This is a genomic window from Paracoccus indicus, from assembly GCF_003056335.1.
Lineage (GTDB): Bacteria > Pseudomonadota > Alphaproteobacteria > Rhodobacterales > Rhodobacteraceae > Paracoccus > Paracoccus indicus.
In genome coordinates this window covers 305,522-316,978 of the sequence record NZ_PYWA01000003.1, presented here as the reverse complement: position 1 = coordinate 316,978, position 11,457 = coordinate 305,522, and the positions used below count along the sequence as shown (strand labels likewise).

Genomic DNA, 11,457 nt, shown 5'->3' with positions numbered 1-11,457 from the left:
TAACCCCGACCCGTTAACCATTCCGCGACATCCGGGGAAGAACCATGGTCGCCACCGCCTATTCCGTCGCCTTCGACGGCGTCGAAGCCCGCCTGGTCGAGGTGCAATGCGCTGTCGCCTCGGGTCTGCCCGGCTTTTCCATCGTCGGATTGCCCGACAAGGCCGTCAGCGAGGCGCGCGAAAGGGTCAAGGCGGCGTTCGGAGCGCTGTCGATTGCCATGCCAAGCAGGCGGGTCACCGTGAACCTCTCGCCCGCCAACCTGCCGAAAGAGGGATCGCATTTCGACCTGCCCATCGCGCTGGCCGTCCTGGCGGCCCTTGAGATCGTCCCTGCCGAGGAGGTCGCGCGCTGCGTCGCCTTGGGCGAACTGGCGCTGGACGGGCGGCTGGTGCGCGTCACGGGTGCCCTGCCCGCCGCGATGGCGGCATCCGAGGATGACCGCGCATTGCTCTGCCCGCGCGAATGCGGCCCCGAGGCGGCATGGGTCGGCGCGGTCCCGGTGCTTGCAGCAGGAACGCTGAAGCAGGTGGTCGATCACCTGACCGACCGTTCCCCTATCACCCCGGCCACCCCCGGCCATGGTGGCGATGCCCCGCCTGTCGGTTGCCTCTCCGAGGTGAAGGGGCAGGAACGCGCCAAGCGCGCGCTGGAAATCGCCGCCGCCGGTCGCCACCACATGCTGATGGTGGGACCGCCCGGTGCGGGAAAATCCATGCTGTCGGCGCGCATCCCCGGCCTGATGCCGCCCTTGTCGGCGCGCGAAGCGTTGGAGACCTCGATGATCCATTCGCTGGCAGGCACCCTGCCCGATGGCGGCCTGACCCGTCATGCGCCCTTTCAGGAACCCCACCACACGGCATCGGTCCCTGCCATCGTCGGCGGCGGGCGGGGTGCCAAGCCCGGCCAGATCAGCCTAGCCCATAACGGCGTGCTGTTCCTTGACGAGTTCCCCGAGTTTCCGCGCCAACTGCTGGACACGCTGCGCCAGCCCATCGAAAGCGGTGAGGTGATGGTCGCACGCGCGAATGCCCACGTCCGATATCCTTGTCGGTTCCTGCTGGTGGCAGCGGCAAACCCCTGTCGCTGCGGTTATCTGGCGGATCCGGCGCGGGCCTGTTCGCGGGCTCCGGCCTGTGGCGGCGACTATATGTCGAAGATATCCGGCCCGCTGATGGACCGCTTCGACCTGCGGCTGGAGGTGCCGGGCGTCAGCTATCAGGATCTGGACCGAGCCGCAGGCGGGGAAACATCGGCAACGGTCGCTGCCCGCGTGGCGCAGGCGCGGCAGGTGCAGGCGGAACGCTATGCGGACCATCCGCAGGTGACGGTGAATGCCGATGCATCCGGCACCCTGTTGGAACAGGTCGCCACGCCCGACGATGCCGGACGGGCGCTGATATCCAAGGCGGCAGAAAAACTAGGGCTGACGGCGCGGGGCTATCACCGCATCCTGCGCAGCGCCCGCACCATTGCCGATCTGGAGGGGGCGGACCAGGTTCAGGTCCACCACCTGGCCGAGGCGATCAGCTATCGCCTGCCCTTCGTCGCGGGCGGTTAGGCCTTTTCGGCCACGCGTCGTTCGATGGCCTCCCACATTGCCTCGGCGGCGTTGATGGCGTCGAACCGCTCCAGCTCCTGAATGCCGGTGGGGGAAGTCACGTTGATCTCGGTCAGCCAGCCGTCGATCACGTCGATGCCGGTGAAGATCAGCCCCTTTTCGCGCAGGACCGGGCCGATGCGCTTGCAAATCTCGCATTCGCGCTCGGTCAGGCCGATCTGTTCTGCGCGGCCGCCGACATGCATGTTCGAGCGGGCCTCACCCTCCATCGGGACGCGGTTGATCGCACCGACGGGCTCGCCATCGACCAGGATGATGCGCTTGTCGCCCTCGGTCACCTTCGCCAGATACTTTTGCGCGATCATCGGTTCGCGATTGATGCCCGCAAAGGTCTCCAGCAGCGACGACAGGTTCGGATCGCCGGGCTTCAGGTGGAACACACCCGCGCCGCCGTTGCCATAAAGCGGCTTGACGATGATCTCTCCGTGGCGTTCGCGGAAGGCGCGGAAGGCTGCCGGATCGCGGGCGATCATGGTGGGCGGCGTAAGGTCGGGGAAATCCAGCACCATCAGCTTTTCGGGGCAGTTCCGGACCCAGAAAGGGTCGTTGACGACCAGCGTGTCCGGATGCACCCGGTCCAGCAGATGGGTCGAGGTGACATAGCCCATGTCGAAGGGCGGGTCCTGGCGCAGCCAGACGACGTCGAATTCGGTCAGCTCGACCTCGGCCCAATCGCCGAAGGTGACATGGTCGCCCTGCTTGCGGCGCAGGGTAACGGGGCGACCGCGGGCGATGACGCGGCCTTCGTCATAGCGCAGCTGGTCGGCGGTATATTGGAACAGCCGGTGGCCGCGGGCCTCGGCCTCCAGCCCGATGCGGAACGTGCTGTCGGCATCGATCGAGACATCCTCGATCGGGTCCATCTGCAAGGCGACGTAAAGGCTCATGCTGCCCCTCCTGAACTTTGGGGATGTTGTGACCTGCGCCATTGACGGATGCAAGCCCGAGGGGCCTCAGGTGGCGTCGAAGGCGTTCGGGATCAAGTCGATGCGGCCCATTTCATCGACCAGAGCCGCGTCGAAGCGCATGGGCGCGTCCTGCCCCAGCCCCGCCTGTCCGCAATAGTCCTGCGCCGCCTGCATGATCCGCCCCATCTGGGCGGGCAGGATACGTTGGGCGGCGGCGGCATGGGTGGCGGCGGCCTTCACCTCGACAAAGACCACATACGGGCCGTCGCGCAGGATAAGATCGACTTCGGCCCCCGCACCGCGCCAGCGGGTTTCCAGAACGGTGGCGCCGCGCGATTGGTAAAGGCGGGCGACGGCCTCCTCGGCCATCTGCCCCGAGAGCGCCGCGACCTGACCGCGACGGCTGCGCATCAGCGCTGCCCCGCCAGTGCCAGCGCGCGCTGATAGACGTCCCGCTTTGGCAGGCCCAACTCCTGCGCGGCCTCGCGCGCGGCATCCTTGACGGACATGCTGGCCATGTGGCGCAGGATCATGTCGTCCAACTGCGCCTCGCCCACGACGACCTCGCCGGGGCGGTCGAGGACCATCACGACCTCGCCTTTCAGGGTCGCCATCCTCGGGTCGGCGGCCAGTTCCTCGGCGGTGCCGCGGATGACCTCCTCGAACTTCTTGGTCAGTTCGCGGGCGATGACGGTCATGCGCTTGGGGTCGATGGCGGCCAGGTCGGTCAGGGTGCGGTTCACGCGGCGGGGACTTTCGAACAGGATCAGCGTGGAATCCACCGCCGTCCAGGTCTTCAGGAAAGTCTGCCGCGCGGTCGCGGTCGAAGGTGGGAACCCCAGGAACATGAACCGGTCGCTTGGCAGCCCCGACAGCGAAAGCGCCACAAGCGATGACGACGGCCCCGGCAGGGCATGAACGCGTGCGCCTGCCTGCGCGGCATCGACGGCCAGCCGATAGCCGGGGTCGGCCACCAGGGGCGTGCCCGCGTCCGAGCAATAGGCGACGGTGGCCCCCTCGGCCAAAGCCGCCATCAGTGCCGGTCGGGCGCGGTCGCCATTGTGGTCGTGATAGGCCAGGATGCGCCGCCCGCGCAGGGGAATGCCGTGGATGTCCATCAGGTGACGCAGGACGCGCGTATCCTCGGCGGCCAGCATGTCGGCGCTGTTCAGCACGTCCAGCGCCCGCAGGGTGATGTCGCGGGCGGCCCCGATGGGCGTGGCCACCAAGTAGAGGCCCATGTCGAGGCGCACAGCCTCGACATGGGCGGTCAGGCGGCGGGCGGGTTCGGCATTGGGGTGGTCGGTCATCGAACCCTCGTTGTCTTTGCTGTGGCGGGGTGGCGCTGATTGCCAATCACGGGCGCAGGTCATAGTCTGCGACCATAAGCGTGCCTCGTATCATCTGACAGGGAAGTTTCACATGTTTGCATCCGCCACAACCCGGCCCGGACAGGGCCTGCGCCGGGCAGCGATCCGCACGACCGCAGTGATCTCGGCACTGTTCCTTGCCGCCTGCGATCCGGTCGCGATGACCGAACAGGCCAGCGGCCCCGAGATCGGCCAGATGATCGACCCCGGCCAGCCGGTCCGCGTGGCCCTGCTGGTCCCCGGCGGCACGCAGTCGCAAGAGATGGAATGGCTGGCCCGCAGCCTGACGAATTCGGCCAAGATGGCGGCGGCGGATGCCCAAGGTGCCAACATCGACCTGCGCGTCTATCAGACCGCCGGTTCCGAGGAGCAGGCCGTGGCGCAGGCCAATGCGGCAGCGGACGCCGGCGCGCAGGTCATCCTGGGGCCGCTGTTTGCGGGCAATGCCAATGCCGTGGGGCACGCGATGCTGCCGCGCAACATCAACGTGCTGACATTCTCGAACAACACCGAGGTCGCGGGCGGCAACGTCTTCACCCTTGGCAACAGTTTCGACAACATCGCCGACCGGCTGGTCCGCTATGGCGTCAAGCGCGGCAAGAAGAACGTCCTGCTGGTGGCCGAGGATGACGTCGCGGGCCAGCTTGGCGCCCGCGCCATCCAGACCGCCATCGCCCGCAACGGTGCGCGGCTTGCGGGGCGGGTCAACCACCCGGTCTCGATCTCGGGGATCGATGCGGCCACCCCGCGCGTGGCCGAGGCCGTCAAGTCGGGCCAGGTCGATTCGATCTTCATGACCGCCAACAACCAGGCCGTCCTGCCCTATCTGACCGAAAACCTGGCCAAGGCCGGGGTGCGTTCGCCCGTGACGCAGATGATGGGTCTGACCCGTTGGGACCAGCCGCGCGACCGCCTTGGCATGCCGCAGCTGGCCGAGGGCTGGTTCGCGATTCCCGACCAAGGCCTGCAGCAGCAGTTCGAGGCGCGCTATGCCCAGACCTACGGCGAGGCGCCCCACCAGCTGGCATCGCTGTCCTATGACGGCGTCGCGGCTATCGCCTCGCTGGCCCGCGCGGGCAAGCGCAACGCGCTGACCACCACCGGCCTGACGCAGCCCGCAGGCTTTTCGGGCGTGGCGGGCATCTTCCGTCTGAAGCGCGACGGCACCTCGCAGCGGGGGCTTTCGGTGGCCACCATCCGCGACGGCAACCTGGTCATCCTGGACCCTGCTCCGCGCAACGCCCGCGGCTTCGGGTCGTAATCTGGGACGGTACGACAGAACATGACAGACAATGGCGTCATCGACGGCGCCCCGGAAATGGCCGGGGCGCATTTTCTCCGTGACGGGGAGGAGCTGCTGCGGGCGCTTGATGCGCGCCTGCAGGGCATGACCGAACCCCGCCAGATCCGCAGCGAGACCGTCGCCATGCTGACGCAGGCGCGGGCAGACGAGATGCAGGCCATCGAGGCCGCCTTCGCCACCCACCCCCGCGCCGCCCGCGAAACCGTGCGTGCCATCGCCAATCTGACCGACCAGATCGTCACCGCGATCCACCACGTCGCCGTCACGCTGCTGCACCCGCAGGATGCGCCCTCGGACGGGGAACGCTTGGCCGTGCTGGCGGTCGGCGGATATGGACGGGCGGAAATGGCCCCGGCGTCCGACGTCGACCTGCTTTTCCTGACGCCCTGGAAGATCACCGCATGGGCCGAAAGCGTCGTTGAATCGATGCTCTACATGATGTGGGACCTGAAGCTGAAGATCGGCCATTCGATCCGAAGCGTCGACGATTGCCTGCGCCTTGGCGAGGGTGACATGACGATCCGCACTTCGCTGGTGGAACACCGATTGGTGACCGGCCACGCGCCCTTGGCCCAGGAATTGCGCCAGCGCCTGTGGGACGAATTGTTCGACCGCACCGTGCCCGAATTCATCGAGGCCAAGCTGGACGAACGTGCCGCCCGTCATGCCCGCCAAGGGGGCCAGCGCTATGTCCTGGAACCCAACGTGAAAGAAGGCAAGGGCTGCCTGCGCGACCTGCAGACGCTCTATTGGATCGCGAAATACATCCACCGCGTCGACCGCGCGGTTGAGTTGGTGGACCTTGGCGTCTTCACCCGCGACGAACATCTGGCCTTCTGGCAGGCCGAGGATTTCCTCTGGGCCGTGCGCTGCCACCTGCACCTAATATCGGGGCGTCCGGTGGACGTGCTGTCCTTCGACATGCAGGTCGAGGTCGCCCGCCGCATGGGCTATGCCGATACCACCGCGCGGCGCGGCGTCGAATACTTCATGCAGGATTATTTCCGCCACGCCACCCGCGTGGGCGAGCTGACCCGCGTCTTTCTGGCCGCGCTGGAAACCCAGCACGTCCGCACCGCCCCCTTCCTGGGTCGCCTGTTCCGTCGCAAGCGCAAGATGAAGCCGGGCTTTGCCGACCAGCAGGGTCGCCTGTCCTATGAATCCGAAGCCGGTTTCCTGGCCGATCCGCTGAACCTGCTGCGCATCTTCGAGGAAGCCCTGCGCACCGGCGTGCTGATCCATCCCGATGCGATGCGCCTTGTCGCCGCCAATCTGGACCTGATCGACGAGAAGGTCCAATCCGACCTCGAGGCGATCCGCATCTTCATGGACATGCTGCTGAAGCATGGAAACCCCGAACGCGCCCTGCGCCGCATGAACGAGCTGGGCGTGCTGGCCGCCTTCATCCCGGAATTCGAACCGGTCGTGGCGATGATGCAGTTCAACGTCTATCACCACTATACGGTCGACGAACATTCCATCCAGTGCATCGCCGCCTTGGCCGAGATCGAGCGCGGCGAACACCCCAAGAACCTGCCGCTGTCCAGCCAGATCATCGAGGCGGGGGTGAACCGCCGGGTCCTGTATCTGGCAACCCTGCTGCATGACATCGGCAAGGGCCGCCCCGAGGATCACTCGATCCTGGGCGCCCGCATCGCGCGGCGTATCGCCACGCGCTTCGGCTTCAGCCAGGAAGATATCGAAACCGTCGAATGGCTGGTGCGCAACCACCTGCTGATGTCGGATGTCGCGCAGAAACGCGACATCAGCGACCCCCGCACGCTGCGCGATTTTGCCAAGGCGGTGAAGACGCGCAAGCGGCTGGATATGCTGCTGGTGCTGACGGTCTGCGACATTCGCGGTGTGGGTCCCGGCACCTGGAACAACTGGAAGGCGGCGCTGCTGCGCACGCTGCACCAGGAAACCGCCGCCGCCCTTGAAAACGGGCTGGAGGAGCTGAACCGCGACAAGCGCCAGAACGAGGCGAAGCGGTCATTGCGCCACATGCTGATCGCCAAGGGCTGGGAGGCCCGCGCCATCCGCGCCGAGGCCGCCCGCCATTACGACGCCTATTGGCCGGGGCTGCCCACCCAGACCCACGCCGTCTTCGCGGAAATGCTGCGCGGCATCGGACCGGACGAAATCCGCATCGACCTGCGCGCCGATGTGGACCGCGATGCGACTCGCACAGCCTTCGTGCTGTCGGACCATCCGGGCATCTTCTCGCGCCTTGCCGGGGCGTTGACCCTGACGGGCGCCAACGTGGTCGATGCGCGGACCTATACCACGCGCGACGGCTATGCGACCGCCGTCTTCTGGGTCCAGGACGCCGAGGGTCATCCCTTTGCCGAAGACCGCCTGCCCAAGCTGCGCCAGACCATCCTGCGCACCCTCAAGGGTGAGATCGTCGCGCGCGAGGCCTTCGCCAGCCGCGACAAGCCGAAAAAGCGCAACCGGGAATTCAAGTTCCCGACCCATATCACCTTCGACAACGAAGGCAGCGACATCTATACCATCGTCGAGGTCGATACCCGCGACCGTCCGGGTCTGCTCTACGACCTGACGCGGACGCTGGCGGCGAACCACATCCAGATCGTCAGCGCGGTGATCGCCACCTTCGGTGCGCAGGTCGTCGACAGCTTCTATGTCAAGGACATGTTCGGTCTGAAACTCCACAGTGCCTCGAAACGCGAGGCGCTCGAAAAGAAACTGCGGACGGCGATCGCCGACGGTGTGAAACGGGCAGAGGCAGAACAGGGATGAAATCCGGACTGGTGCGTGGCTTCCTGGCAGTGGGAAGCTGGACGCTGATTTCGCGTGCGTCGGGATTTGTGCGCGACATTCTGATGGCGGCATGGCTGGGCACAGGCCCCGTGGCCGAAGCGTTCCTGATCGCGCTGTCGCTGCCCAACATGTTCCGCCGCTTCTTCGCCGAAGGGGCGTTCAACACCGCCTTCGTGCCGATGTTTTCCAAGAAGCTGGAGGATCATGCACAGGCGCAGCGCTTTGCCTCCGAGGCGTTTTCGGGGCTGCTGGCCACGGTGATGGTCCTGTCGGCCTTGGCAATGATCTTCATGCCGGGGCTGGTCTGGCTGATGGCATCGGGCTTCGCGGGTGATGAGCGCTTCGATCTGGCGGTGGAATACGGGCGGATCACCTTTCCCTATATCCTCCTGATCTCGATGGCCTCGATGATTTCGGGGGTCCTGAACGCCAATGGCCGCTTTACAGCGGCGGCGGCGGCACCCGTGCTGTTGAACCTGCTGTTCATTGTGGCAATGGGGTTGGGGCGCTGGCAGGGCTGGGATCTGGGGCTGACGCTGGCATGGGCCACGCCGGTCACGGGCATCGCACAACTGGCGCTGGTCTGGTGGGACGCGCATCGCAGCGGCTGGACGTTCCGCCCCCGCCGCCCGCGCCTGACCCCCGACATGCGACGCCTGATTGCGGTCGCCCTGCCCGCGGCCTTTGCCGGCGGCGTGGTGCAGATCAACCTGCTGGTCGGTCGTCAGGTGGGGTCGCGCTTCGATGGGGCGATCGGCTGGCTGTCCTATTCCGACCGCCTGTATCAACTGCCGCTTGGCGTGGTCGGCGCTGCGGTGGCGGTCGTCCTGCTGCCGGAACTGGCCCGCCGCATCCGCGCGGATGATCATGCGGGCGGCCAGTCGGCCTATAGCCGCGCGACGGAATTCGGGCTGTTCCTGACCCTGCCCGCCGCATTTGCCATCGCCGTCATCGCAGAGCCGATGGTGGCGACACTGTTCCAGCGCGGGGCGTTTTCCGCCTTTGATACCCAGCAAACGGCGGCGGCGCTGATCGTTTATGCCATCGGCCTGCCTGCCTTCGTGCTGCAGAAAATCCTGCAGCCGTTGTTCTTCGCGCGCGAGGACACGCGCACGCCGCTGCGCTTTGCTGTCATCTCGATGGTGGTAAACGCGGTCGCGGCCTTCAGCCTGATGCCCTTTCTGGGCTTCCTTGCGGCGGCGCTTGGGACGACGATCGCGGCCTGGGTCATGGTGGCCCAGCTGTGGCTGGGGACGCGCGATATGGGTCAGGCGGCGCGGGCCGATGCGCGGCTGGTCCGGGCCTTCCCGCGCATCTTGGTGGCCTCGGCGCTGATGGCCGCGGCCCTTTGGGGCATGCGCGAATGCTTGGAGGCTGCAGACGCCAGCCGCGGCGTCGGGCTGGCGATCTTGGTCTTCGGCGGCGCGGCGATCTATTTCTCGCTGGCGTTCATCACCGGGGCCTATCGCCTGTCGGAACTGAAAGCCGCCGTTCGCCGGGGTCAGCGCTGACGCAGCTGCGTCAGCGCGCGCTGTACCCCTCCGTCGACCAGCACGAAGCTGAGCGCGAAGCCCGTGGCAAAGCCCGCGACCTCGGCGATCCAACCGGTCCCGGCACCGCCGAAGACCAGGCCAAAGACCAGCTGGAAGGCCAACAACATGCCGATCAGCGTAAAGGCCCGCAGGCGGTTTGCATTCACCGCCGCCAGCTTGGTCCACAAAAGGAAGGTGAAAGCGCCGACCAAGCCATAGACTGCCGGATATCCGCCGATCAGCAGCGATGGCCGTGCCCCGATGATCTGCAGCACCGCCGCATAGATCGCTGCGCCACCGATGGCCGATCCCAGGAACAGCGCCACCACGGCCAGGGGCCGGAACTGCTGAGCCACCAGATTGCCAAGCGCCAGCGTGAAGACCACCACGAACAGCGCATGCGTCAGCGACGTATGGATGAAGCTGAAACTTAGCGCGCGATACATCTGATCCAGATCGAAGGCGCCCAAGGTCCACACCCGCTGGAACAACTCGGGCGGCAGGGCGGTCATGCGGATGGCGTTCAGGCGCAGTCCCACGCCCTCGGCGCCGCCCAGAAAGCCCGCCTGCCCCAAGGCGAAGGCCGCCTCGGAGGCGATGACGGGCAGGGTCAGCAACCAGATCACGGGCGGCAGCGGGTTCAGCGGGGATTCGGTCAGGCCTTGACGCATGGCGTTTCCTTGGCGGTTGCGGAAGTTTCCCCCAACCGCTAAGCCACGGGCCAGCAAATTCCAAGGCAGGCCGGTCATGTCAGAACCCACCAACAGCACCTTCCGCCCGCGCATCTTTTCGGGGATCCAGCCCTCGGGCGGGTTGACGCTTGGCAATTACCTAGGCGCGCTGAAGCGTTTCGCGGCCCTTCAGAGCGATCAGGCCGAAACCGTCTATTGCGTCGTCGACCTGCATGCGATCACCGTCTGGCAGGACCCGCAGGTGCTGCAATCGCGCACCCGCGAGGCGGCGGCGGCCTTCATGGCGGCTGGCGTGGACCCGACCCGCTCGATCCTGTTCAACCAGAGCCAGGTCAGCGCCCATGCGGAAATGGCGTGGCTATTCAACACGGTGGCGCGTGTGGGTTGGATGTACCGGATGACCCAGTTCAAGGACAAGGCGGGCAAGAACAGCGAAAACGCCAGCCTGGGCCTGCTGGCCTATCCGGCGCTGATGGCGGCCGACATCCTGACCTATCAGGCGACAGCGGTGCCTGTGGGCGAGGATCAGAAGCAGCACTTGGAGCTGACCCGCGACATCGCGGCCAAGTTCAACCACGACTATGGCGTGAACCACTTCCCCATCACCGAACCCCTGATCGAGGGCGTCGCCACGCGGGTCATGTCCCTGCGCGACGGGTCGAAGAAGATGTCGAAATCGGACCCCTCGGATGCCAGCCGGATCAATCTGACCGACGACTCCGATGCCATCGCCCAGAAGATCCGCAAGGCCCGCACCGATGCCGATCCCTTGCCCGGCCAGATGGAAGGTCTGAAGGACCGCCCCGAGGCGCGCAACCTGGTCAACATCTATGCCGCCCTTGCCGATGAGACCCCCGATCAGGTGTTGGCCCGCTTCGAGGGTCAGGGCTTCGGCGCCTTCAAGCCTGCGCTGGCCGAGGTCGCCGTCGAAGCGATGGCCCCGATCACCCGCAAGATGTCGGAATACATGGCCGATCCTGCGCAGATCGACGCGGTGCTGGCGGATGGCGCGGACCGTGCGGATGCCATCGCCCGGCCGATCCTGGACCGCACCAAGGAGATTATGGGCCTGCTGCGCACCCGCAGCTGAGCCAAGTTTCTGTCCGCAGAATGTGACCGCCATCCCTCAGGGGTGGCGGTTTTTTCCGTTTTCGGCGCGATTGCGGACCCAAGGCTTGCGATCACGGACCGGTTACGGCTATCAGCCTTTCAAACGACTGGACCCGGTGAGAATCCGGGTGGCTCTTCC

The 11,457-nt window shown here is 66.3% G+C and carries 9 protein-coding genes and 1 other annotated feature (1 of these 10 running past the window's edge); of the genes, 5 read left to right on the top strand and 4 right to left on the bottom strand.

Annotation, left to right across the window (positions count from 1 at the left end; all coding sequences use genetic code 11):
• Positions 1–44: 44 nt before the first annotated feature.
• On the top strand, positions 45–1,559 hold the full coding sequence (locus DDE75_RS06835; RefSeq protein WP_108501621.1) for a YifB family Mg chelatase-like AAA ATPase: 1,515 nt from the start codon (positions 45–47) through the stop codon (positions 1,557–1,559).
• On the opposite strand, the gene gshB is transcribed toward DDE75_RS06835, so the two are convergent.
• The 3 genes from gshB to rsmI form a co-directional block, all read right to left on the bottom strand.
• On the bottom strand, positions 1,556–2,506 hold the full coding sequence (gshB, locus tag DDE75_RS06830) for a glutathione synthase (RefSeq protein WP_108501620.1): 951 nt from the start codon (positions 2,504–2,506) through the stop codon (positions 1,556–1,558). The two genes, DDE75_RS06835 and gshB, sit on opposite strands and share 4 nt — an antisense overlap.
• Before the next feature lie 66 nt (positions 2,507–2,572).
• Positions 2,573–2,938 (bottom strand): YraN family protein, encoded by a 366-nt coding sequence (locus DDE75_RS06825; RefSeq protein ID WP_108501619.1) that lies wholly within the window; start codon positions 2,936–2,938, stop codon positions 2,573–2,575.
• Positions 2,938–3,768 (bottom strand): 16S rRNA (cytidine(1402)-2'-O)-methyltransferase, encoded by an 831-nt coding sequence (rsmI, locus tag DDE75_RS06820; protein WP_245894653.1) that lies wholly within the window; start codon positions 3,766–3,768, stop codon positions 2,938–2,940. Before rsmI ends, DDE75_RS06825 begins: the two co-directional genes overlap by 1 nt.
• A gap of 181 nt (positions 3,769–3,949) precedes the next feature.
• Between rsmI and DDE75_RS06815 the strand changes: the two genes are divergently transcribed.
• The 3 genes from DDE75_RS06815 to murJ are packed head-to-tail and all read left to right on the top strand — an operon-like array spanning position 3,950 to position 9,495.
• A complete protein-coding gene (locus DDE75_RS06815) occupies positions 3,950–5,158 on the top strand; it encodes a penicillin-binding protein activator (RefSeq protein ID WP_108501618.1) in 1,209 nt (402 codons plus the stop codon).
• Between the two features lie 21 nt (positions 5,159–5,179).
• Entirely contained in the window at positions 5,180–7,963 is a 2,784-nt protein-coding gene (locus DDE75_RS06810) for a [protein-PII] uridylyltransferase (RefSeq protein ID WP_108501617.1), read from the top strand.
• Complete coding sequence (gene murJ / locus DDE75_RS06805) at positions 7,960–9,495, top strand: murein biosynthesis integral membrane protein MurJ (RefSeq protein ID WP_108501616.1); 1,536 nt, start codon at positions 7,960–7,962, stop codon at positions 9,493–9,495. Before DDE75_RS06810 ends, murJ begins: the two co-directional genes overlap by 4 nt.
• Here the strand turns inward: murJ and DDE75_RS06800 are convergent.
• On the bottom strand, positions 9,486–10,187 hold the full coding sequence (locus DDE75_RS06800; RefSeq protein ID WP_108501751.1) for a rhomboid family intramembrane serine protease: 702 nt from the start codon (positions 10,185–10,187) through the stop codon (positions 9,486–9,488). The two genes, murJ and DDE75_RS06800, sit on opposite strands and share 10 nt — an antisense overlap.
• Before the next feature lie 76 nt (positions 10,188–10,263).
• On the opposite strand from DDE75_RS06800, the gene trpS reads away from it, so the two are divergent.
• Entirely contained in the window at positions 10,264–11,298 is a 1,035-nt protein-coding gene (gene trpS, locus DDE75_RS06795; protein ID WP_108501615.1) for a tryptophan--tRNA ligase, read from the top strand.
• A 126-nt stretch (positions 11,299–11,424) separates the two neighbouring features.
• Positions 11,425–11,457: a sequence feature (sul1 is cis-regulatory element that is thought to sense ions involved in sulfur or methionine metabolism; They are found in Alphaproteobacteria), on the top strand (it continues 23 nt past the right edge of the window).